Below are 23062 nucleotides of genomic sequence, written 5' to 3'. Positions count from 1 at the left end.
CTGATTGCAAGCGTCGCCCGGCCGCTCAGTTCGGTCGCAGCTTGTCCAGGCGATCGGTCAGCGCCACCCAGAACGCGGCAGGCAGTTCAGCGCGCAACGGCACGGCGTAATGCCAGTCATTGCCGAACGCGCGGCACTTCACCGCGTCCTTCTCGGTCATCAACACCGGCAGCTGGCTGCCAAAGGACAGTTCCTGCGGCTGGTAGGCATGGTGATCGGCGAAGGCATGCGGCACCACGCCGATGCCGCGCGCGCGCAGCATGTCGAAGAAGCGCTGTGGATGGGCGATGCCCGCCACGGCATGCACGCGCTGGCCCTTGAAATAGCCCAGCGGGCGCGCACGCCCCCCCGCGAGAGGCTGTGCGGTGTCGATATGCAGGGCCATCGGCCATTGACCGAATCCGCAGGCCTGCGCCGCGCCGTCCTCATCCGTCTGGCCCAGGTTGACCACGCGGAAATCGCACTCGGCAGCGCGGCTGACCGGCTCGCGCAACGGGCCGGCCGGGATCATCCGGCCGTTGCCGTAGCGGCGCTGCGCATCCACCACTTCGATTTCGATGTCACGGGCCAGCCGGTAGTGCTGCAGGCCGTCGTCGCAGACGATCACATCGCAACCGGCCTCGATCAGCGCACGGCCCGCCGCCACCCGATCGCGATCGACGCGCACCGGCACGCCGGTCTTCCAGGCAATCAGCACCGGCTCATCGCCGCCGGTTGCAACCGGCGTATCGGCCTTTACCCACTGCGCCTTGTCGGCGTTCTCGCGGCCATAACCACGGCTCGCCACGCCTGGCGTCCAGCCGGCCGCGCGCAGCCGCTCGACCAGGGCGATGGTCAACGGCGTCTTGCCGGTGCCGCCAGCGGTGATGTTGCCGACCACGATGACCGGCACCGGCAACGTGTGGCGCTTGCGCCAACCGCGCTGGTACAGGCGTCGCCGCAGCGCGGTGACGCCCGCATACAGCGGGGCCAGCAGGCGCATGGGCCATGGAACCGAACTGCCGTCATACCAGTACGGCGGGGTCTGGGTACCCTTGCCTGCCATCAGTCCTGCCTTTCGCGGAACTGCATGCTGTGCAGGTGCTGGTACAGGCCACCCATGGCAAGCAGCTCATGATGGGTGCCACGTTCGACGATGCGGCCGTGATCCATCACCAGCACCTGGTCGGCGTGCTCGATGGTGGACAGGCGGTGGGCGATCACCAGCGTGGTGCGCTCCGGCATCAGTCGCTGCAGCGCGTCCTGCACCAGCCGTTCGGATTCATTGTCCAGCGCCGCGGTGGCTTCATCCAGGATCAGGATCGGCGCATCACGCAGGATCGCGCGGGCGATCGCCAGGCGCTGGCGCTGGCCACCGGACAGCAGCGCACCGTTCTCGCCCACCGGCGTCTGCAGCTGCTGTGGCATGCGTGCGATGAATTCCCAGGCATTGGCCGCTTCGGCCGCGGCACGGATCTGCTCGTCGGTCGCATCCATGCCATAGGCGATGTTGGCAGCGATGGTGTCGTCGAACAGCATGACCTTCTGCCCGACGATCGCCACCTGCCGGCGCAGGTCAGCCAGCGGATAGTCATCCAGGGGTACGCCGTCCAGCCGGATGACGCCGCCATTGGGCTCGTAGAACCGTGGCACCAGCCGGATCAGGCTGGTCTTGCCGCTGCCGGAACGACCAACGATGGCGGTGACCGTTCCGGGCCTGGCAACGAAACTGATGTCATCCAGGGCGATGCCGCTGTCTTCGCGATAACGCAGCATCACGTGCTCGAACGACAGTTCACCGCGTACGCGCTGCACGACATGCGTGCCGTCGTCGCGCTCGACCGGCATGTCGATGATGCCGAACAGGCGCTCGGCCGCCGCGACGCCACGCGAGATCGAGGTCTGCACGCTGGTCAGGCGCCGCAGCGAAGGGATGATCGCCATCATCGAGGTCATCAGGCCCATGAACTGGCCCGCATTGAGCTTGCCGGCCAGTGCTTCGCGGGTGGACACCCAGACGATCACCGCCAGGGCCAGCGCAGCGAGGAACTGGACCACGCTGGACGCGGCGGCACGCGTCACTTCGACTTTCATGTTCAGCGCGAGCATGCGGTTGGCCAGGCGCGAGTAACGGGCGATCTCATGCGCCTGCGTGCCATGCACCTTCACTTCCTGCTGCGCGGCGAGCGACTGTTCCGCCGTCTGCGCCATCGTGCCCATGCCGTCCTGGATGCCGCGGCTGATGCGGCGGTAGCGCTTGCCGACATAGGACACGATGCCGCCGATCAGCGGCACCACCAGCAGCATCGCCAGGGTCACCTTCACGCTCATCTGCAGCATCACCACCAGCATGGCGATGATGGTCAGGGTGTCGGCGACCACGGTCTTCAGTGCGTCGGCGCTGGCCTGGGTGACCTGCTCGGTGTCGAAGTTGAGGCGGCTGACCATCACCGGCGTCGCCTCGTTGTCGAAGTGCGAAGACGGCAGGTGCAGGTACTTCTGCAGAACCTGCTCGCGCAGGTCGCGGACCACGCTGCGCCCGGTCTTGGCCAGCGTGTAGTCGCTGACCCAGGTGGCCAGGCTGCGCATCAGGAACAGGCCCAGGATGGTCAGCGGCAGGATCACCGCCATGCGCGGCTCCGGGTTGACGAAGCCCCGGTTGACCAGCGGCTCCATCAGCTTGGTGAAGTGATAGCCGGCCAGTGCCTCGACCACCATCGCGATGACCGCGGCCACCATGAACACCCAATAGGCCCGTGTATAGCCCAGCAGGCGTTTGTAGATCGGCCACACCGGCGCGTGTTTGGAACTCATGGACGCACCTCTGGCGCAGTGGCGATTGCAATACGGCGGAAACCGAGCTGACCGAGCGCATCCTGCGCGGTCACGACGGCCTGGTAGGGAGTACGCGCGTCGGCACGCAGCAGCACGGTCTGTTCGCGATCACTGCCCGCCACAGCGGCAATGGTCTGCTTGACCGACTCGACGTCGCTGCGCAGCACTTCCTGGTCATTGATGAAATAGCGGCCATCGGCATTGATCAGCACGCTCAACGAACGCGGTGGTTCATCGGTGTGCTGCTGGCTGGCCGTGGGCAGCTGCACCTGCAGCGTCGAACGCGCATCGAAGGTGGTGGTGACCACGAAGAAGATGATCAGCACCAGGATGACATCGATCAGCGGTACCAGATCGATATGCGGCTCATCCTGGGATCGGTCGTTGCCGATACGCATCGATCAGGCCTTCGCCGGGGCGGGCGCAGCGGCACGTGCAGCCGATGCCGGTGCGGGCGCCATCACGCCGGGACGACCATCGAGCGTATCCAGCAACGCGCTGGCTTCCTGTTCCATCTCCACCACGTAGCCGTGGATCCGGCCCTTGAAATAGCGATGGAACATCAGCGCAGGAATCGCCACGATCATGCCGGTGGCGGTGCAGACCAGGGCCTTGCCGATGCCACCGGCCAACTGGTTCACATCGCCCACGCCGTGGTCGAGGATGCCCAGGAACATCTGGATCATGCCGATCACCGTGCCGAGCAGGCCCAGCAGCGGGCCGGCCGAGGCAATGGTGCCGAGCGCGTTGAGGAACCGCTCCATGCGGTGTACCAGGTGGCGGCCGGTGTCCTCGATGCGCTCACGGATCTGGTCGCGCGGACGATTGCGTGCTTCCAGCGCGGCGGCGAGCAGCGCTCCCAGTGGCGAGTTGGCACGCAGCGTCTGCAGATGGGCAGGGTCGAGCTTGCCGCGCGCAGCCCAGTTGCGCACTTCCTGGCCCAGCCCCGGTGGCAGCACTTCAGCGCGCCGCAGGGACCAGAAGCGCTCCAGGACGATTGCCAAAGCCAGTACGCCCAACAGCAGCAGCGGCACCATCGGCCAGCCACCGGCCTTGACCAGTTCCCACACGTTTCAACCCTCCGGCCCAGCGGCCGCCTGTTCGATCGGCGATAGGATAGCAGCCGACCGCGCCCGCCCAGCGGCATCCCACCACCGGGCCGCATGGATGCGCTGTTCACGCAGCTGCAGGCCTTGTGCGCCAAGCCATATGCGGATGGCGCCGGATTCGGCCGTAGCCAGCACTTCGGCGCCCACGGCGCGCCAGCGCTGCACCACGTCACGTTTCGGGTGGCCAAAACGGTTCTGGTGCCCGGCCGAGACCACGGCCAGTCGGGGAGCCACCGCTGCCACCCAGGCCGGATCCGAACTGCCCCCGCTGCCATGATGCGGCACCAGGACCACGTCCGCGCGCAGCTCGCCGGGCGCCCGCTCCACCAGGCGCCGTTCGGTCGCCGCGCCGATGTCGCCGGCCAGCAGGATCACGCCATGTGCGCTGGCGATGCGCAGCACGCAGCTGTCCTCGTTGCCGGCCGTCGGCGCGTCGGGCCCGGGATGCAGCACCTCGAAGTCCACCCCGTCCCATCGCCAGCGAACGCCGCGATGGCAGCTGCCGGCACCGTCGAGGCTGCTGCCTGGGAGTGCCAGCAGCTCCAGGTGCGGCAGCTGCCGGCGCAGCCGCGGCAGTGCGCCGGTGTGATCCAGATGGTCATGACTGAACACCACGCGACCGGGCGGCACCTGACCCAGCGCACGTACGGCCGGCAGCAGGACCCGTTCGTCGCCATCGCCACCGATCGCAGGGCCGACGTCGTACCACAATGCATGCCGTGCCGTGCGCACCAGCACCGCCGTGCCCTGCCCGACATCATGCACCAGCAGCTGCACCTCCCCGGCAGCCGGTATGTCACGTGACGGCCATGACAGCGGCAGGCACAGCAGCGCGCCGGCCAGCACGCCGCCGGCCCCGCGCGGCAGCAACCACCAGAACAGGCCCGCCAAGGCCGCTGGCACGGTCCACGCCGGAGCCTCGGCCAGCCACCACATCGCCTGCGGGTGGTCTGCCAGCGGCTGCAGGGCCTGCCAGCTGAGGTCGAACAGCCAGGACGCTGCGCGCCAGGGCCATCGTCCCGCCCCGCTGTACAGGGCATCCAGAGCGGTGCCAAGCAGTGCCAGTGGCACCACCAGCAGGCTCCACCACGGGATGACCGGCAGATTGACCAGAGGCCCCAGGCGCGCGGCGCCTCCGAACAGGGCCACGCACAGCGGCAGGAGGCCGAGACTGGCCACCCCCTGGGCCGCGAAGAAGGCCTGCAGGCGGCTCCCCACACTGTCGGCGCTTGCCGTCGGCAGGCACCACAGCAGCCAGAGCACGCCACCGAAGCTGAGCCAGAAGCCGGCCGACAGCACGGACAGCGGTGCTGGCAACAGCAGCACCAGGGCCGCCAGTGACACGGCCTGGACCACGTCGGGAGGTCGCCGCCCCCCGCGTGCCAGGGCGATCAGCCCGATCATCAACGCCGTGCGTACGGTCGGCAGTTCCGCGCCGGCCACCAGGGCATAGCCGGCCGCTGCCAGCGCGGCGGAACACGCAGCGGCCTGCGGACGCGGCCAATGACGGGCCAGCGACGGCAACAGCCACCACACTGCGCTGCACAGCAGTGCCGCGCAGCCACCCACCAGGCCCACGTGGAAGCCCGAGATGGCGATCAGGTGGGTCAGCCCCAGCGCACGCAACTGATTCCAATCGGTGTCGGACAGCCATCGGGTATCGCCCAGCGCGAGCGCGCGGATGAAGCGCGATGCGGGGCTGGGAACCTGCATTGCAATCGCATCGCTGCTGCGCTCGCGCCAGGCCAGCAGCCCGTCCGGCGCCTGCAGTTCACGCGCACTGCCCGCTGCACGCACCGTGCCGTGACCGGCAATGCCCGCCAGCACGGCATGACGTTCGGCGTCGAAGCCGCCAGGATTGATCCGCGAGCGTGGCGCCCGCAGCCGCAACGGCAACCGCCACTGCGCCCCCGCACGGACCTGATGACGGCCCCCACCCTCAACGCGCGTGCGGGTTCCGGGCCATGGATCGCTCCAGGTGATCTGCAGGCGCTTGCCCGCCAGTGCGGGATGCCCCGGTGCATCGCCGACCTGCAGGACGAAACGGGTATGGCCGCCCGCCGTTACCGGCAGATCGACGACGCGCCCGCTGACCACGGCATCGCGGACCGGCATGGCCGGCGGCAGTTGCTGCTGCAGCGTCCATTGACCATGCAGGGCCGCCCACGCTGCGCCGAACAGCAGCGCGGCAACCGCGCGGCCGCGCCACGGCAGCGCCCACCCCAGGCCGGCCACGGTGCTCGCCAGCGCGCAGCTCCAGAGCGGTGGCAACGCGGGCAGCAGCACGCACGCCAGGGCGCCGCTGACGAACGCGGCAGTGCAGACCCCGCCAATGGGAGCGGGCAACGGAGTATCGGCGGCCATCGCATCAGCCTGCCGCGTGCTGCCCCTGTCCTCCTATCAGGCAACGACCCGCGCAGCGGTCAGCGCCGCACGCTGCCGCGATGGAAATTGACCCGGAAGCTGGCGCCGCCGCCGACGGCTTCACCCACACTGACCGAGCCACCGTGATGCTGGACGATCTCCTTGACCAGGTGCAGGCCCAACCCGCTGCCACTGCCCGCCGCACGCAGTCGATGGAAGGGCTCGAAGATCGCCTCGCGGTCGCCGACCGGCACGCCCGCGCCCTGGTCGCTGACTTCCAGCAGACCGGTCCGGTCAAGACGTACGCAGATCGTGCCACGCCCGCCGCCATGGACGATGGCGTTGTGCACCAGATTGGCGATGACCCGCCCCAGCGCCAGGCTGTCGCCGTGGATCCACACCGGCGTCTCTGGTGCGTCCACCTCGAAACCGTAGCCGGCGCCCACCACCAGCGGAGCCAGTTCGGCCGCCGCTTCGCGCACCACCAGGGCCAGATCCAACCGTTGCATCGCACTGGTGTTGCGATCCAGCCGCTGCAGATCCAGCAGGTGCTCGGCCACGTTGCCCAGGCGAGCAATGTCGGTCAGCAACTGCGATTTCAACTCGCCCTGCGGCAGCTGCGACAAGCGCGCCTGCACCACGGCAATCGGCACGCGCAGCTCATGCGCGGCATCAGCAAGAAACTTGTCACGCGCCGCATAGCCCTGCTGCACCTTGTCGATGGCATCGTTGAACGCCTCCACCAGCGGTGCTACCTCGGTCGAGACCAGCTGCGCGTCCAGCCGCGCGCCCGGCTGGCCGATGTCCAGTTCCTTGGCCTGCTGCGCGGAGCGTCGGACACCTCGCATCGCGCGGTGGATCACGGTCGGCATCACCAGCAGGGTGACCACGATCAGCGGCAGGAAGAACCACAGGCCAATCAGGCGCAGCACCATCAGCGCGCCATCCAGCAGGCCGCCCTTCGGTGCGCCCCCCACCATCACCGTGATGCGACGCCCGTCCTCGTTGCGGATCATCACCCGCGCCACGTCCAGATAGGGCGGCACCAGTGAACCCAGTTCGGTGGCACCCAGCGTCGGCAGCCGCGCCAGCAGCGGCGCATGGATCGCCGGTACCTTGCCACGCTCGAGCCAGGCTCCCCGGTCATCGACGGCGGCGAACCAGAGGTTGCCACCGGCGCGCGCATCCAGCTTCTGCCAGCGTGCCTCGTCCAGCGCCAGGCCCCCATCCTGGCTGTGCACGGCCTTGGCCACCGCCTCGGCGGTGAACATGTCCATGCCCCAGGAATCCTTGTCACCCCAGGTGAGGATCAGTGCGACCACGGCGAACAGCACGGTGAACGCCTGCGCCAGGAACAACCGCCAGGCCAGGCCGAGGGTGATCGATCGGATCGGTCGCGCCATGTCAGGCCTCCGCCAGCAGGTAGCCGACGCCGCGGATGACATGGATCTCCACGCCAGCGCCCGCCTGTTGCAGCGCCTTGCGCAGTTTGGAGATGTGCGCATCCAGCGCGTTGGACTGGATCTCGTCATCGAAACCGTAGACCGCCGCCTCCAATGCGCTGCGCGTGACCGTGCGCCCCTGCCTCATCGCCAGCGCCTGCAGCACCAGCACCTGGCGGCGCGGCAGTGCCAGTGTCTGGCCCTGCACCTGCGCCTGCAGCGATTCGAAGTCGAATTCCAGCTGCCCAAGCCGCAGGCTGGGGGTGACCATCGCCGATGGCCGACGCGATACCGCGCGGATGCGTGCCATCAGTTCTTCGATCGCCACCGGCTTGACCAGATAGTCATCGGCACCGACATCCAGGCCCTCGACCTTGTCCGACAGCGTGCCCTTGGCGGTCAGCATGATCACCGCCAGATTCGGCCGCAACGTGCGTGCGGTGGCGACGAAGGTGGCACCATCGCCGTCCGGCAGCTGGCGGTCGAGCAGCATCAGCTGGTGCACCGGTTCGCGCAACGCGATGGCGGCTTCGGCGAGGCTGCCGACCACGTCGGCGACCACGCCCTGCCGCTCCAGCCCGGACTGCAGGGCCCGCGAGAGGTCGGGATCATCTTCGACCAGAAGAATGCGCATGGAGGTCTCTGCTGCGGGAAACGGTTCGGATCATTGTGCCAGCCAGGGCCCCGTCGCGCTCCGTATGCATCGACGCAATGTTGCGACAATGTTGACACCGCAGCATGCAGCCTCATCCCCTGCAAAGCTGTCGATCGATGCCCTTGTCGCCCTCTGCCCTGCTGCGCCCGATGCTGTTCTCCGCCGTGCTGTCGATGCCGCTGCTGGCCCAGGCGGCGGAACAGACACCCGGCGTGAAGGCCGGGATCACGGTCGGCGCGACATCGGGCGCCTACGCGCACTACGACGTCAAGCCATTGGTCGTGCCCGCCCTCTCCTGGCAGGGCGAGCGCTTCTTCGCCAGCCCCGGCTCGCTGGGCATGTACCTGTACAAGGGCGAGGGCCTGCGCCTGTCGGCGGCGCTCACACCCTACACGCTGCGCTTCAAGACCGATGACGTGAACGATCCACAGCTGCGCCGCCTGCACAGCCGGCAGATGTCGGCGATGGGAGGCATCAATGCCGAATACAGCGCCGACTGGGGTATCGTCGAAGCCAGTGTGATGCGCGAGATCAGCGGCCATGGTGGCGGCCTGGAATCAAGCCTGTACTACAGCTATCCGCTGCAGGCCGGTCGTTTCACCTGGGTGCCGAGGGCCGGAGTGGTGCATTCCAGTGCGCGCCTGCTCGATTACTACTACGGCATCAGCAACGAGGAAGCACTGCGTTCGGGCCTGGCCGCCTACAGCCCCGGCAACGCGACCTCGCCGAGCGTGCAGATCGCGGTCAGCACGCCACTGGGCAGCAGATGGCGCGCAACCGGCGTGGTGGCCAACCAATGGTTCGGCGATGCGGTCAAGGACAGCCCGATGGCGCGCCGTGGCAGCCAGGCATCCGCCTTCATTTCCCTGATGCGTTCGTTCTGAGCGAGCGCTCCCCGGACGAGGAATCCCCATGGCCTCCCCCAGCCCCGCAACCGATGCGCACGCGATCCTGCGCGCCCCCGATCTGGACAGCGCCGAACGCGCGTATCTCGGCCTTCTGCCGGACCTGGACCACGTCGATGCGCTGACCCGTCGTGCAGTGGGCCTGTCGAAGGTAGCCGACGCGGCACGCGGCTACGCCCTGTCGATGACCCTGATCGGCCTTCGCCTGCAGGAACTGGAGATGGGTGAGCCCTGCACGACGGAGCACCGCCAGGCGACACTGCGCAGCCTGCGCCAGGCCTTCAGCGCCTGACCGCCCCCCAGAACGGCACCCGTCCGCAGCCGATGCGGGCCACGCGTGTCCGAGTGTGCGGCACGCCGGCACGCAAGTGCGCCATCAGCGGCAGGTCGTCCAGGCCAGCACGGCACACAGGATGGCCACCCAGACCACGGCCTTGAACGTGCCTGCCAGCATGTTGCCGCCGAACAACAGGTCGAGCAGCGGGTTGGGCCTGGAAACGGGAACGTGATCGCTCATTGCAGCTGCTCCTTGTGATGGCCGCGATTGCGCGGGCGCCGCAAGTCTACGCCTGCCCGGTGCGGATTCATCGGCGCCTGGCTGCGTTTGGCGGCTCAATCCGGGTGTTCGTCGCAGGCTGGCTGTGGTCCCGGCGGCGAAGTGCCAGTCTGCCTGCACTTTCCCGCTGGAGCACCGTGCCATGCCGATGCTTGCCCTGTTGCTGCTGTGCGCTGGCGCGTTCGGTCACGCCACCAGTGCCGACGAGCCCGTGCTGGTCGATCTGCCCCTACAGTCCGGATCATCGACGAGGGTGGCGCAGCCCGCCATGCAGCGCGAACTGGAACCTGCGAGCCTGCGGCTCTTCCACCTGCGCCAGGATCGACTGCTGCGGGTGGGACAGCAGTGCCTGTCGCAGGAACAGGCCGATGGCCATCGCGAAATCGTCGGCGAGGCACGCATGATCCAGCTGTGGGAGCGTATCGATGGGCACTGGCGGATACGGCGGACGCTCGTCATTGACCACCGGGCCACGCGGACGTGACATCACGCGGCCATTGCATGCGCCCATGAAAAAAGCCGGCGATGGCCGGCCTTTCGTATTACCACCGCTGCACCGGCAGGGCCGGGAGCCAGGTGGTGGGCGGTACAGGGTTCGAACCTGTGACCCCTACCATGTCAAGGTAGTGCTCTACCGCTGAGCTAACCGCCCATCGTGTTACTGCGGCCCGCCAGCGGGCCTCTTTACGTAAAAACCCGGCGCCAGGGCCGGGCTTTCAATTCACGACCGCCCTCTTTCGAGAACGTCGTGGTGGGCGGTACAGGGTTCGAACCTGTGACCCCTACCATGTCAAGGTAGTGCTCTACCGCTGAGCTAACCGCCCGTTTGGGGTCTGAACGTCCGCGAATGCGTCGGTGCAGGCCGCGTATATTACGGATGCCGGCCCGGAAGCGCAACACTTTTGTGAAGACGTGCGGCACTGTCGCGTTCAGCCCAGGCTGGCCTCCTTCAGCTGTCGGATCTGGTCGCGGACGCGGGCCGCGTCCTCGAATTCCAGGTCCTTGGCGTGCTGGTACATCTGCTGTTCCAGAGCCTTGAGACGCGCCGCCAGCTGCGCCGGCCCGAGCGCGCGGTAGTCGGCCACATCCTCGGCCACTCCAGGCCTGCCCTTGCCTTTTCCCTTGCGCGATTCCTTCTCGGCCGCTTCGGATCGGGCACCTTCCAGTACGTCGGTGATCGGACGCGCCACCGAGCGCGGAATGATCCCGTGCTCTTCGTTGTACTCGACCTGCTTGGCGCGTCGGCGGTCGGTCTCGTCGATCGCGGCCTGCATCGAACGGGTCACCTTGTCGGCGTACAGGATGGCCTTGCCGCGCACATTGCGGGCCGCACGGCCGATGGTCTGGATCAGCGAACCGGTGGAGCGCAGGAAACCCTCCTTGTCCGCGTCCAGGATCGCTACCAGCGACACCTCGGGCATGTCCAAGCCCTCGCGCAGCAGGTTGATGCCGACCAGCACGTCGAACTTGCCCAGGCGCAGGTCACGGATGATCTCCACGCGCTCGACGGTGTCCACGTCCGAATGCAGGTAGCGCACGCGGATGCCATGCTCGGTGAGGTACTCGGTCAGGTTCTCGGCCATGCGCTTGGTCAGCGTGGTGACCAGCACGCGGTCGCCGGCCTTGATGCGCTCGTTGGCCTCGCTCATCAGATCGTCGACCTGGGTGGCGACCGGGCGGATCTCCACCATCGGGTCGATCAGGCCGGTCGGCCGCACCACCAGCTCGGTCACTTCGTCGCCCGACTCGCGCATTTCATACGGGCCCGGCGTGGCCGACACATAGATGCTGCGCGGCGAGCGCGCCTCCCACTCTTCGAAACGCAGCGGACGGTTGTCCAGCGCCGAGGGCAGGCGGAAGCCGAATTCGACCAGGGTTTCCTTGCGCGACCGGTCGCCCTTGAACATCGCGCCGATCTGCGGAATGGTCACGTGCGATTCGTCAATCACCAGCAGCGCGTCGGCCGGCAGGTAATCGAACAGGGTCGGCGGTGGCTCGCCAGGGCCCTTGCCGGTGAGATGCCGCGAGTAGTTCTCGATGCCGTTGCAGTAGCCGACCTCGGCCATCATCTCCAGGTCGAACTGGGTGCGCTGGGCAAGGCGCTGCGCCTCGACCAGCTTGTTCTGTGCGTAGAGCTGCTCAAGCCGCTCCTTCAGTTCCACCTTGATGGTCTCGATCGCCGCGAGCACGCGTTCGCGGGTCGTCGCATAGTGGGTCTTCGGGTAGACGGTGAAGCGCATCAGGTTGCGCAGGGTTTCGCCGGTGAGCGGATCGAACATCGTGATCTTCTCGACCTCGCCATCGAACAGCTCGATGCGCAGCGCCTCGCTGTCCGACTCCGCCGGGAACACGTCGATCACTTCGCCGCGCACGCGGAAGGTGCCGCGCTGCAGCTCGTATTCGTTGCGGGTGTACTGCAGCTGCGTCAGATGATTGATCAGGTCGCGCTGGTCGATGCGTTCACCCTTGGACAGGATCAGGCGCAGCGACAGGTAATCCTCGGGCGCACCCAGGCCGTAGATCGCCGACACGGTGGCCACCACGATCGCGTCGGGCCGCGACAGCAGGGTTTTGGTCGCCGCCAGCCGCATCTGCTCGATGTGCTCGTTGATCGAACTGTCCTTCTCGATGAAGGTGTCCGACGACGGCACATAGGCCTCGGGCTGGTAGTAGTCGTAGTAGCTGACGAAATACTCCACCGCGTTGTGCGGGAAGAACGCCTTGAATTCACCGTACAGCTGTGCGGCCAGCGTCTTGTTCGGCGCCATGATCAGCGTCGGCTTCTGGATCTGCTGGATGACATTGGCGATGGTGTAGGTCTTGCCCGAGCCGGTCACACCCAGCAGCGTCTGCTTGGCGATGCCGGACTCGAAATTGCTGGTCAGCTTCGCGATGGCGTTCGGCTGGTCGCCCGCCGGTGAATACGGCGAGACGAGTTCAAAACTGTCGCTCATGATGTTGCCAGATCCCGGGAACGGCCAGTATACGGGGCATCCGGTGACGGCCGGCTGAGGGGAAGCCGGACACCCCGACGCGCCAACCTCCAATGGAGACCGGCCGGCGGGGCCGGCAGGCTGGGGGCATGCTCCAGACCCTCTGCAAACACCCCGCGCGCAAGGCCCGGGGGCTCCACCTGCCTGAAATGCTGGTGGTCCTGATGATCCTGTGCGTACTGCTGGCTGTGGCCTGGCGCCCCTGGCAGCGCGCGATGCGCCAGCTGCAGGCCGAATCCCTGCGTGCCCAGCTGGTCGGCAGCCTGTCGCTGGCGCGCAGCACCGCCATCACCGAGGGACGCCCGGTCACCGTGTGCGGCTCCGGCGACGGCAGCCGCTGCGACAACCGCTGGAGCCAGGGCTGGCGCGTTCAGGTTGAGCCGCGGGTGGCCAGCGGGGGAATGACCACCCTGCTGCACACCCTGGAGAACCGCCATCGCCATGTGGAACTGCGGGCGAGCGACCATCGCGCCCACATCCGATTCCGCACTGACGGGCGCAACGCCGGCACCAACCAGTCCATCGTGCTGTGCGTGCAGGGCCTGGAACACAGCCGCGTGATCATCAACATCCCCGGACGGATCCGGAGCCTGCGCCCACGCGTGCCTACGCCCTGCTGATCCGGCGCGGCCTGCCCCAACGAAAAAAGCCGCGATTGCTCGCGGCTTTCTCGAAACTGGCGCCCGAAGTTGGACTCGAACCAACGACCCCCTGATTAACAGTCAAGTGCTCTAACCGGCTGAGCTATTCGGGCGGGGTGCGCATTCTAGCCAATTCCAGAAGTGGGGTGCAAGCCCCTTCCACACTCGCCGCTGCCGTCTTACCAGCACTCCGGGTTGGTCTTGCTGTCCGGCGTCTTGCGGCCCGCCTGATCGAGTGTCAGCGTGCCGCACGCGTCCTTGTCCTGGCCGGTTTCCGGAACCGCCTGCAGGGTATAGGTCCCGGCGGTCGCCTTGCCGTCGAACGATATGGCATAGCGGGCCGAGCCCTGCCGCGGCGACTGGCTGAACGGCAGCGAGAATCCGTCGTAGCTGTTCTGCACGGTGTGATGCCGCTCGAGCAGCTGCGCGATCTCGACCAGGTCAGCCTTGGCCATCGCGCGGTGCGTCTTCAGCACATGTCGCTGGTAGGAGGGCAGCGCCACAGCCGCAAGTACCGCGATGACGGCAACGGTGATCATCAGTTCGATCAGGGTGAAGCCCGTTACCTGCTGTTGTCTGCTGGATGTGCGCATGGCAGCTCCCGTATTCCTGGTAGTCATCGGATCTGGCGCCACGACTGGCGACCACAGGCACGCTGGCCATACGCAGTATCCGCGCCCGGCGTGTTCAGAGCCACGATGCAGCGGTCCAGCGATCCATCGACCGTGCACTTCGGATCGCTGGGATCGCAGCCCTTCAAGGTGGTGCTGTTGACATTGGTGGACAGCACGGGGGCACCGGTTGCGATGTCTCCGCCTCGGGTCAGCGCACCGGCACCGCAGTTGGCGCCGCACAGCGCGTTTCCGCCGACCTCGTCGGTCAAGCCGCTCATCGCCGGCTGGCCGGTCAGCATGTTCAGGCGATAGCGCCAGTTGGTGCCGCCGCCGGTGCCGCAGACCGCCTGCCCGGGCACATAGGTGGTGAACATCACCGCGCCGCCCTGCAGCGTCGGATAGCCGAAGAAGCGCTCACCCTCCACGTCGGAACCCACGATCAGGTCGACGTACCAGCCGCGCTTGCTCGCGTAGTCCACGCCGTTGCCCGACACGTCACGGAAGCCGGCACCATTGGCACTGACGGTCTGCCCCACCAGCGAATCACGGCTGGAAATGGCAGTGGAGAGGTTGTCCCAGAGCCCATACAGCGTCTGCACCGGCGAATTACGGGTCACTGCATTGTCGTCAGCGGTGAAGTAGCGACCGGTACCGAAGAACAGGCTGACGCCACCGCCCGGCCCCGCCGAGACTTCGATCGCGCCGGTGATCGGCTGAGCGACAGCGCTGCGCACCGCAGTGAACAGCGGCGTGCCGTTGAGGGCCACATTCCAGGCGCTGGGATCACCGCCACGCAGGTCGAAGCGCCACATGTTGCCCTGCATGTCGCCGCCATAGACGGTATCGGCCAGGCCACTGCTGTTGTGCAGCGCTACCGCGGTGACATGGTTGAGGCCATTGGCGACTGCATACTTGCCCGCCGTGGGGTACACGCGCTTGAGGATCTCGCCGGTGCGGATGTCGACCACATAGAGCACCGGTCGGCCGGTGCTGGAATTGACACCGTTGCCGAACAGGGCGACGAACCGGGGCGGACTGTCCGCATTGGGCCCGGCGACGGGCACCACGACCGGCTTGCCCATGACGAAGCCCAGGTCCGATTCGGTCTTGCCGGAAATCTCCCACAGCACGTTGCTGGAGGTGAATCCGGTCGGATTGCTGATATCCAGGGCGAACACCGAACCGTTGCCCACTGCCGTGGCCGACGGCCCGCGCGACGCGCCGCCGCCGCCGGTCGAACCGACCAGTACCGTGCGCCATGCATCGCCGTAGTAGACGTCCGACGAGGTCAGTCCGCCGTCCACGTAGTAGCGATGTCCATAGGTGGGGTTGGCCAGCTCCGCCATGTGCTGCAGCGAAGCCGATGGAATGAAGGCGAACTGCTCGCTGCCCGCCGAGGTGCCGGTGCTGGCATTGAAGCCATGCAGCATGCCGTCGTTCGCACCGACGTAGACCATCGAAGGTGGGCCACCGTTTGCCACCTTGGTCGCCAGGTAGGCCCGATAGCTCAAACCGAGCGTGGTCTTCCAGCTCACTCCCCCCTGCGCCTGCCACGAGGTGAAGCCGTAGTCGTCCTTGTTGGACACAATCTCCACGCTGGAATTGACGATATCGCCGAGCAGTGAGCTGCGCGGGCGGAAACCGCTCACCGGTGAGCCGCGCAGGTAACTGACCAGATCCGCCACGGTGTGCGAACCGAACCAGTTCGGCACCGTGTTGAGCCCCATGTTGCCGAGCTTCTCGGCGCGATCACGCCCGGGAACGTTGTCGGCGGTGAAATCGGCCGCTGCCACCGGCACCAGTTGGTTGGACGTGTTCACATAGGTGGGTGCGGTCGACATCACGATGGTCCGCCCGGAGGCGCTCATCTTGGTCGACGCACGCCACAGTTCAGCGCCGGCGCCTCCGGTGCTCGTGGTCTGGCTGGCGATGACATCACCGGTCCAGTCGTTCGAGCCCGACGGCACCGTGTAGTGCGCGGACACGGTGAAGGAGCCGGCGTTGACACGGGCGCCGGTGCCGCTGCCACCCACCGGGGCCTCGCCAGCCGCAGCGCTGTCGAAGATCGATTCCAGCGCGGACTTCAGCTTGGCCGGATTGCGCGCCAGGAAGTAGTTGTCCGGTACACCCGGCACCTTGCTGTCCCACTTCCTGCCTTCCGGCACGCCGTACTTGGCGGCGTACCACAGCGGGCTTTCCAGCTGCCCGGCCTGGCCGGTACCCAGTTTGTAGCGCATCACGACCGCGCCGGTCCAGGTAGCCGGCGGATCGGCGCTGGTGCTCAGCACAGAACCGTTGCGGTTGCCGGGGCGCAGCACCAGCCGCTGCACGTTGTCAGCCGCATTGGAGCCCACGATCGTGTAGCCGGTCAGCATCGCGTTGCCTGCATAGGCGGACAGGTTCTCGATGCGGACCAGCACTTCGTCTTCGCCGACCTTGTTGCGAACGGCGTTGTTGCTGCATTCACCACTGTTGGAGCGCCAGCAGATGTTGCGGAATGGCGTCGTGCCACCGTCGCTGCAGGTGCTGCCAACGCAGTAGCTGAGCATGGAGACCACGTCGTTGTCGTGGTCATTGCCCCACAGCGAATCCTCCCAGACCAGCGAGAAACTGCCGGCCTTGCCATCGGCTCGGTAGTCACGGCCATAGACGTAGTTCGGCGATACCGCTGATCGCTTGGTGCCGACGCCGACCGAGCCGAGGAAACAGCTGCGCCAGCCGCTGCTGTTAATGCCCGCTCCTTCGGTGTTGTTGGCCTGGCACAGGGGGGCCAGGGTGATCTTGCCATTGCCCACCGGAATCTCGAACTTCGGCAGGCTCTCAGCCATGGCCACGGTGTAGGTGGTGGCGGTCAGCTTGTAGGTGTTGGGTTTGTCCTGCACGCCCGGACGCAGATCGGTCTCGGCAGCGGCCTTGGCCAGCCCCGAGATCAGGTAACTGCCTTCCGTGGACGGCACGTCCGGGCAGATGCCGCGCACGAGCGAAAGGCCTGTCACCTTGACCGCACGGCAGATGTCCTCATGGGTGTTGATCGAGGCATAGCGATTGGTCAGGCCGACACGGCCTGCCATGTAGCTGCCACCGGTGATGTTCTCCTGGTTGCCGATCGCATCGGTCGCCGCCGCTGCCGTGGTCAGGCCAGTGACCGTACCGATGTTGTCGCTGTCGAAGGACGGCAGGCCCGAGGACATCACCAGGATGTTGCAGGTAGCGCAGTAGGAGTTGCCGCCGTCGTTCGGCGAGCGGTACGGATCCTTCCAGGCCACCGAATTGGGCAGGCCGCTGAGATCACCGCTGGCGCTGTAGATTCCCTTCGTTTCTCCCTTGATGTAGCGCAGCGCTTCGGCATACATCTCCGCCAACGGATTGCCCCAGGCGCTGCACTTCTTGGATGCGTTGCCCGGGTCGGTCAGGTTGCCCCGGCCGTCGAAGCCCTGGCGATTCAGGATGCTGTAGTCGTCACAGTCAGTCCATTTGTCCTTCCAGTTCCACTGGTCGATGCGGAAGTTGGAGATCGTATTGATGATGCCCTCGGCCCCGCCCGTCAGCGTGTTGCAGAACTGGCCATTGGACAGGTTGATCTCGTCGCCGGCTGCGCAGAAGGTCGTGCCGTTGCCGGCGATCTTGCCGATGTTGCGACGGACCACGCCGCCATCGCGCGGATTGACATAGGTGCCGGTGACCAGACCAAACCGCAGACGGCCACTTTCACCATAGGACTGCAGCAGTCCCGCCGGTTTCAGGTAGTCCCGGGTGCCGTCGTTGTACTTGCGGCAGAACGCTTCCTGGAAGGTTCCAGAACCGGTGGCGCAGACTTCAACCCGGACATTCAGGTCGGCCGCGACCGATCGGGGGGAGTCATCCTTGCCCTCGTCGCTGCGCCCCACGATGCACTGATAGCCGGCAGTCGAGGCCCATTCACCCCAGCTGCCACTGGCAACGCGCATCAGCGGTGCGCCGGTGGCACTGATGCTGGCATTGCAGAACGACATGGTCGTCTTGTACGGGGTGAAGTTGTTGATGTCGGCGCCGCTGTACACCTTGACCCAGGCGTGCAGGTCGTTGGGAATCTGCGCCCGCTCCAGCACCGTCTTGCTGGCGGTATCGGTGATGCGATGGCCGCCGTACAGCACGTAGCGCATCACATCCAGGCGGCTCATGGTCGCCCAGTTGAGGAAGTTGCCGGACCAGGTACCCGAACAGGTGTGTCTCTGCGTGCCGGTCGCCTTGGCCGTGGCCTTGAACTGGCTGCTGCTGTACGTGTAGCAGAGATTGGAGTCGAAGTACCCGGAGTAGTCGAATTTGTCCTGGTAAGTGGTGTCGAGCGTGCCGTCCTCGTCCAGATCGCTGTAGTCGCTGTAGGCCTTGTTGAACAGCTGCTCGTCGCGCGACATCACCATCATCATCAGCGGCGGCTGTGTCTTCTTGCTGTAGAGCGGCTCCTGCGCGATGTCATAGTCGCCAAGCGCAGCGAACAGCGGATAGACCAGTGCGCCCACGCCCACCAGCACGGCAGCGGCGGTGCCTGCACGCAGCCACGGGGAGGAGACAAGGCGGGAGAATCGGCGCGGAGTATTCATGGAATGAAGATCGTGTCGATGACGGCGCTGGAAGAAGGATTGGCCGGATCGTCACTGGCCAACACGGTGATCTGGTAGATGTTCTCGGTCTCTTCGTTCTTGCGCCGCCCCAGGCCCAGCGGCCCGACCGGCACGCATTTGTCCAGGCGGCGGGTATTGATCGCCGTTGCCGTGGTCTTGCCATCGGCCCAGGTCGCCGGGTCGAACACCGGGCTGCACTCTTCCTGGTTGGCCTCGAAGATCTTGCCGCTGTCGATGACAGCCTGGATCGCCGCTTCCTGCGAACGCACGTCGGCCTCGGCGTTCTGGAACGCCTGGTTCGAGCGCAGGTAGTTGGCGGCCATGCGTTCCTGCATGCCGGTCACCTGCATGCCGGCGATGCCGATCAGGGCCAGCAGGATCAACATGATCAGGGCGACATACAGCACCGCGCCGCGCTGTTGGCGGTGCGATGCGAAGGAGGGGGGGCGCGGGCGCGGATGCATGGTGGCCTCAGTTGCCGAAGAGGCGATTGCGGAGGGCGATGGTGGTCTGGTAAACGGCGCGCATGCGGCCGTCCTCGGGCGCGGTGAATGTCACGCCCATCGAGGTCAGTACCGCATTCTGGTCGGCCTGAGGGGCTGCCGAGGGATCGGGACTGGCCATCACCAGGCCCATCTGCACGGCGCCCACGCGCCGCCAGGCGTTGATGTTGGGATTGGCCGATGCCTGCACGGTGGCAGCGGTACCCTGGCGATCAATGAAGCCGGTCGGGTAGGCACTGGTCAGGCGACGATCCTGGCCGTACAGCAGCTGCATGTTCTCCACACCCTCCACCAGGGCCTCCGGCGCGCCGGCGACCAGCGCACCGTTGGGCGTGGCGTTGAAACGCACACGGTACAGTGAGGAACGTGCGCTGGCAGCGTCGTAGCCCACGTAGTACACAGCGCTTTCCGCACGATGCAGCATCGCCTGGCCTGCGGTCACCGGACGGATGAAGTTGCTCGCATTGTTCGGTGCATCGCCGAAGGTGATCGTGCCCCCTGCCTTGTCGATGCTGCGCGCCTGGAAAACGGTGGCGCTGGCGCAGTCGGCAGCGCCGTACAGCCCGGAATCGGCAACGCCACTCTGCAGCACGGCGAGTCGCGCCTTGTCGAAACTGAAAACCGGCTGCGCGACGGTACCGCCGGAAGCCGTGACCGGCACGCCGTCCGGCATCAGGTATCGCAGGGCGACGATGTCGCTGCCGTTGACCCGGTTGGGCAGCGCCGCAGCGAATTCATCGGGCAATGCGGGTGTGTAGGCGGTGCCGCCCGTCGCCGGAGTGGCCGGCAGCGTCACCGCATCGCCGGGCGCCGTATCGGTCGCCTCGTAGCCCTGGATGGATCGCTGGAAGTCCAGAGCCGGATGAGGCGTGGCCGCGAACGTCGTAAACAGCGAGACGCCATCCGGCGACTGCCGGGCCTGATCGTTGACGCAGCCGAAATGACCTGCCATGCGCAGTTCGCGCTGCAGGGTATCCATGGCGAAGCGACTGTTCTCCTGCACGCGCGCCAGGCCATCGGACAGCTGATAGGCAGCACGCGAGGCCGCGAACACCTGGACGACACCAAGCATGACGATCACGCCGATGGTCAGCGCGATCATCAGTTCGACCATGGACAGGCCGGCCATGCGACGGGCCGGGGAATACACACGCATCACAGGCGGCTCCCGGCACTGAAGGTGGTATCGCTGGCGTCCGCGTTCCATCGCTCGTCACCCCACGTCACGCTGACCGTGTACTGGGTACCGGCACGTGCGACCTTGGCCGTGGCCCCGTCCCCCAGCGCCTTGCCGAGACGACAGGTCCAGTCCAGGGTGAACGCGTCCTTGCCGATGTCGTTGCCGACCGGTGGCAGGCAGTTCTTGGCCGCGGTGGTCGCGGTGTAGTCGCCCACGTAGGACGGTGCCATCGAGCGGTTCATCCGCAGCTGATCAAGCATTTCGTAGGTCAGGTTGGTCGCCTGGGTGCGATAGTTGGCGCTCTGCACGAAGCGCACGTTCATCGTCTGCAGCAGTGCGAAACCCAGCAAACCGACACCCAGCACCAGGATCGCGATCAATACCTCGATCAGGCTGAAGCCGCCCTGCGCTTGGCGCGGGGAACGGAAACGCGGCGTTCTCACTTGCAGTCCTCCTTCAACAGACGCACCTGCCCGGTCGGGGACAGGCGCAGCGTGCGCTGCAGCGGCTGCTTGCCGCAGTTGTCCGGGCGCAGCGTCAGGTCGAGCGTGGCATTGGCGCGATTGCGGCCCCGCGGGTCGAAACTCACCGACAGGTCGGGCGTACCGACGGCGACCAGCGCCGAACGCCCGGGGCTGTAGCGCAGGACGGTTTCGCCGGCACTGAGCGCGCCGTCGCCGTTGCTGTCTGCCCAGACCAGCCAGCCATCGGTCCAGCTGTCGCCATCACAGGACGTGCCTCCGGCAGAGGCACACACGCCGCCGCCCCTGCGGTTCTTCACCGCTTCACTGCGGGCCAGCGCCATCGACGCGATGAGGTCATTGCTGGTGGTGGCTATGCGGTTGGAGCGGATGGTGCTCTGGAAGCTCGGAAACGCGATCGTCGCCAGCACGCCCAGCACGACCACCGCGATCATCAACTCAACCAGCGTGAAGCCGTTCTGCCGGCGCAAAGACATGTGGACGCTCCCCAGCGTATTGATCGCCACCATGGGCCATCGCCCTGCCGCCAGCAAGCGGCGGCAGGATGAACGGTCAATCCGGGGCGACGGGCGTCAAACGCTTGACGAACCGCCCTTCCCCACCGCTGCCGGCGCGATCCCCATCGCGCCGGCACGGTCTCAGGCCAGCACCTGGTAACAGGGCTGGTACTCGCCGGAGATCTTCATCCGGCGCTGCTCGACGAAGGCGCGCAGCAGCGCGTCCAGGGCCTGCATCATGTCCGGGTCACCGTGGATCTGGAACGGCCCGAACTGCTCGATGCGGCGCATGCCATCCTCCTTCACATTGCCGGCAACGATGCCGGAGAAGGCACGACGCAGGTCCGCCGCAAGGGCATGCGGCGCACGCCCATGGTGCAGATCCAGTGCAGCCATGGCCTCATGCGTCGGCACGAAGGGCTGCTGGTACTCCCACGGAATCTCGATGGACCAGTTGAAGAAGAACGAATCCTTCTGCGCCAGACGATGCTCGCGCACGCGCTTGATGCCGGCGGACATCTTCCTGGCCACGGCAACCGGGTCGCCGATGATGATCTCGTAACGCTCGGCGGCAGCATCGCCCAGGGTCAGCCGGATGAAGCGGTCGATCTGCTCGAAATACGGCGCAGCCACGGTCGGGCCGGTCAGGATCAGCGGGAACGGCAGGTCCCTGTTCTCGTCGCGCAGCAGGATACCGAGCAGGTACAGGATCTCCTCGGCGGTGCCGACACCACCGGCAAACACGATGATGCCGTGACCGATGCGGACGAACGCCTCCAGGCGCTTCTCGATGTCCGGCATGATCACCAGGTGGTTGACGATCGGGTTGGGCGATTCGGCGGCGATGATGCCCGGCTCGGTCAGGCCGATGTAGCGCGTCACCGTCTTGCGCTGCTTGGCGTGGGCGATCGTGGCCCCCTTCATCGGGCCCTTCATCGCACCCGGTCCGCAGCCGGTGCAGATGTCCAGGCCGCGCAGGCCCAGCTCGTAGCCCACCTGCTTGGTGTACAGGTATTCGTCGCGCGAGATCGAGTGACCGCCCCAGCAGACCACCAGGTTCGGGTCACCTGGGTTGAGGATGCGCGCGTTGCGCAGCAGGCCGAACACCGCGTTGGTGATGCCTTCGGAGGACTCCAGTTCGGCCGCGTAGGCCGGGCCCATTTCGATGGCCATGTAGGCGAGGTCGCGGACCACGGCAAACAGCAGTTCGGCCACGCCGCGGATGATTTCGCCATCGACGAAGGCCATCGCCGGCGCATTGACCAGGTCGATGCGCACACCGCGATCCTGCTGCGCGACCTGGATGTCGAAGTCGGGATAGAGATCGCGCGCCGCGCGCGGATCATCCGACGCACTGCCGCTGGTCAGCACAGCCAGCGCGCAGCGGCGCAGCAGCTCGTGCATGCCGCCGCCGGAGGCGTCGCGCAGGCGCGCCACCTCTGCCCGCGACAGCACATCCAGCCCACCGCGCGGGTAGATCCGCGCGTCCTGCACCGGCAGCGCACGGGCTGCCTTTTCGTTCGTGGTCATATCCAACGTTTCGCTTCCTTCAAGGTTTCCGACTGTACTGCCGCCCCCTTAAAAAGCAAAACGGCCGGGAATCCCGACCGTTGGATGTGTGCTGACCGCGTTCGCCATTCCGGGACCGCATCTGCGGCATCGGCGCCGCGCACGAAACCGGATGCTACGCCGATGTCGTGGCCACT

20 protein-coding genes and 3 tRNA genes are annotated in these 23062 nt (G+C 66.6%); 4 read left to right on the top strand and 19 right to left on the bottom strand.

Going from position 1 to position 23062, the window contains the following annotated elements; translation table 11 throughout:
- Positions 1-25: 25 nt before the first annotated feature.
- The 7 genes from lpxK to N5J29_RS08940 are packed head-to-tail and all read right to left on the bottom strand — an operon-like array spanning position 26 to position 8363.
- Positions 26-1045, bottom strand: a complete 1020-nt coding sequence (lpxK, locus tag N5J29_RS08970; protein WP_053519963.1) for a tetraacyldisaccharide 4'-kinase — start codon at positions 1043-1045, stop codon at positions 26-28.
- Positions 1045-2793, bottom strand: coding sequence for a lipid A export permease/ATP-binding protein MsbA (gene msbA / locus N5J29_RS08965; protein WP_053519964.1), 1749 nt, complete (start codon positions 2791-2793; stop codon positions 1045-1047). Before msbA ends, lpxK begins: the two co-directional genes overlap by 1 nt.
- Entirely contained in the window at positions 2790-3212 is a 423-nt protein-coding gene (locus tag N5J29_RS08960) for a biopolymer transporter ExbD (protein ID WP_065181236.1), read from the bottom strand. Before N5J29_RS08960 ends, msbA begins: the two co-directional genes overlap by 4 nt.
- A gap of 3 nt (positions 3213-3215) precedes the next feature.
- Positions 3216-3884, bottom strand: a complete 669-nt coding sequence (locus tag N5J29_RS08955; protein WP_053519966.1) for a MotA/TolQ/ExbB proton channel family protein — start codon at positions 3882-3884, stop codon at positions 3216-3218.
- Positions 3885-3887: 3 nt separating this feature from the next.
- Positions 3888-6287: a DNA internalization-related competence protein ComEC/Rec2 gene (locus N5J29_RS08950; protein WP_164152700.1), complete on the bottom strand. Its 2400-nt coding sequence runs from the start codon at positions 6285-6287 to the stop codon at positions 3888-3890.
- 59 nt (positions 6288-6346) lie between these two features.
- Positions 6347-7690 (bottom strand): HAMP domain-containing sensor histidine kinase, encoded by a 1344-nt coding sequence (locus tag N5J29_RS08945; RefSeq protein ID WP_053519968.1) that lies wholly within the window; start codon positions 7688-7690, stop codon positions 6347-6349.
- A 1-nt stretch (position 7691) separates the two neighbouring features.
- Positions 7692-8363 (bottom strand): response regulator transcription factor, encoded by a 672-nt coding sequence (locus tag N5J29_RS08940; RefSeq protein ID WP_065175867.1) that lies wholly within the window; start codon positions 8361-8363, stop codon positions 7692-7694.
- A 137-nt stretch (positions 8364-8500) separates the two neighbouring features.
- Between N5J29_RS08940 and N5J29_RS08935 the strand changes: the two genes are divergently transcribed.
- Both N5J29_RS08935 and N5J29_RS08930 read left to right on the top strand, forming a co-directional pair.
- Positions 8501-9268, top strand: coding sequence for a MipA/OmpV family protein (locus tag N5J29_RS08935; protein WP_164152702.1), 768 nt, complete (start codon positions 8501-8503; stop codon positions 9266-9268).
- Positions 9269-9296: 28 nt separating this feature from the next.
- A complete protein-coding gene (locus N5J29_RS08930) occupies positions 9297-9581 on the top strand; it encodes a hypothetical protein (RefSeq protein ID WP_164152704.1) in 285 nt (94 codons plus the stop codon).
- A gap of 84 nt (positions 9582-9665) precedes the next feature.
- On the opposite strand, the gene N5J29_RS08925 is transcribed toward N5J29_RS08930, so the two are convergent.
- A complete protein-coding gene (locus N5J29_RS08925; protein WP_164972405.1) occupies positions 9666-9806 on the bottom strand; it encodes a hypothetical protein in 141 nt (46 codons plus the stop codon).
- 181 nt (positions 9807-9987) lie between these two features.
- Between N5J29_RS08925 and N5J29_RS08920 the strand changes: the two genes are divergently transcribed.
- On the top strand, positions 9988-10329 hold the full coding sequence (locus N5J29_RS08920; protein ID WP_065181234.1) for a hypothetical protein: 342 nt from the start codon (positions 9988-9990) through the stop codon (positions 10327-10329).
- Between the two features lie 93 nt (positions 10330-10422).
- Here N5J29_RS08920 and N5J29_RS08915 read toward each other — a convergent pair.
- From N5J29_RS08915 to uvrB, 3 genes are all read right to left on the bottom strand, one after another.
- Positions 10423-10497, bottom strand: a tRNA-Val gene (locus tag N5J29_RS08915).
- A gap of 97 nt (positions 10498-10594) precedes the next feature.
- Positions 10595-10669, bottom strand: a tRNA-Val gene (locus N5J29_RS08910).
- Between the two features lie 105 nt (positions 10670-10774).
- On the bottom strand, positions 10775-12799 hold the full coding sequence (uvrB, locus tag N5J29_RS08905) for an excinuclease ABC subunit UvrB (protein ID WP_053520440.1): 2025 nt from the start codon (positions 12797-12799) through the stop codon (positions 10775-10777).
- 128 nt (positions 12800-12927) lie between these two features.
- On the opposite strand from uvrB, the gene N5J29_RS08900 reads away from it, so the two are divergent.
- Positions 12928-13458 (top strand): GspH/FimT family pseudopilin, encoded by a 531-nt coding sequence (locus N5J29_RS08900; protein ID WP_164152706.1) that lies wholly within the window; start codon positions 12928-12930, stop codon positions 13456-13458.
- 57 nt (positions 13459-13515) lie between these two features.
- Here the strand turns inward: N5J29_RS08900 and N5J29_RS08895 are convergent.
- The 8 genes from N5J29_RS08895 to ppnN all read right to left on the bottom strand — a co-directional run bounded on the left by N5J29_RS08895 (position 13516) and on the right by ppnN (position 22886).
- Positions 13516-13592: transfer RNA gene (locus N5J29_RS08895), tRNA-Asn, on the bottom strand.
- Between the two features lie 66 nt (positions 13593-13658).
- A complete protein-coding gene (locus N5J29_RS08890) occupies positions 13659-14072 on the bottom strand; it encodes a type IV pilin protein (protein WP_053516619.1) in 414 nt (137 codons plus the stop codon).
- A gap of 23 nt (positions 14073-14095) precedes the next feature.
- Complete coding sequence (locus tag N5J29_RS08885) at positions 14096-18673, bottom strand: PilC/PilY family type IV pilus protein (RefSeq protein WP_164152708.1); 4578 nt, start codon at positions 18671-18673, stop codon at positions 14096-14098.
- On the bottom strand, positions 18670-19158 hold the full coding sequence (locus N5J29_RS08880; protein WP_065181230.1) for a PilX N-terminal domain-containing pilus assembly protein: 489 nt from the start codon (positions 19156-19158) through the stop codon (positions 18670-18672). The genes N5J29_RS08885 and N5J29_RS08880 overlap by 4 nt, the downstream gene beginning before the upstream one ends.
- Before the next feature lie 7 nt (positions 19159-19165).
- Entirely contained in the window at positions 19166-20353 is a 1188-nt protein-coding gene (locus N5J29_RS08875; RefSeq protein WP_239519813.1) for a PilW family protein, read from the bottom strand.
- Positions 20353-20820 carry a type IV pilus modification protein PilV gene (gene pilV, locus N5J29_RS08870; protein WP_164152710.1) on the bottom strand — a complete coding sequence of 156 codons (468 nt, stop codon included), beginning with the start codon at positions 20818-20820 and terminating at the stop codon, positions 20353-20355. The genes N5J29_RS08875 and pilV overlap by 1 nt, the downstream gene beginning before the upstream one ends.
- The gene (locus tag N5J29_RS08865; RefSeq protein WP_065181387.1) at positions 20817-21335 is read right to left on the bottom strand and encodes a GspH/FimT family pseudopilin; all 519 of its coding nucleotides are present in this window, start codon (positions 21333-21335) and stop codon (positions 20817-20819) included. The genes pilV and N5J29_RS08865 overlap by 4 nt, the downstream gene beginning before the upstream one ends.
- A gap of 162 nt (positions 21336-21497) precedes the next feature.
- Positions 21498-22886, bottom strand: coding sequence for a nucleotide 5'-monophosphate nucleosidase PpnN (gene ppnN / locus N5J29_RS08860; RefSeq protein ID WP_065175860.1), 1389 nt, complete (start codon positions 22884-22886; stop codon positions 21498-21500).
- Between the last annotated feature and the right edge of the window lie 176 nt (positions 22887-23062).

This window comes from Stenotrophomonas sp. GD03680 (genome assembly GCF_029844625.1).
GTDB lineage: Bacteria > Pseudomonadota > Gammaproteobacteria > Xanthomonadales > Xanthomonadaceae > Stenotrophomonas > Stenotrophomonas maltophilia_P.
This window is presented reverse-complemented; position numbering and strand designations above follow the sequence as displayed.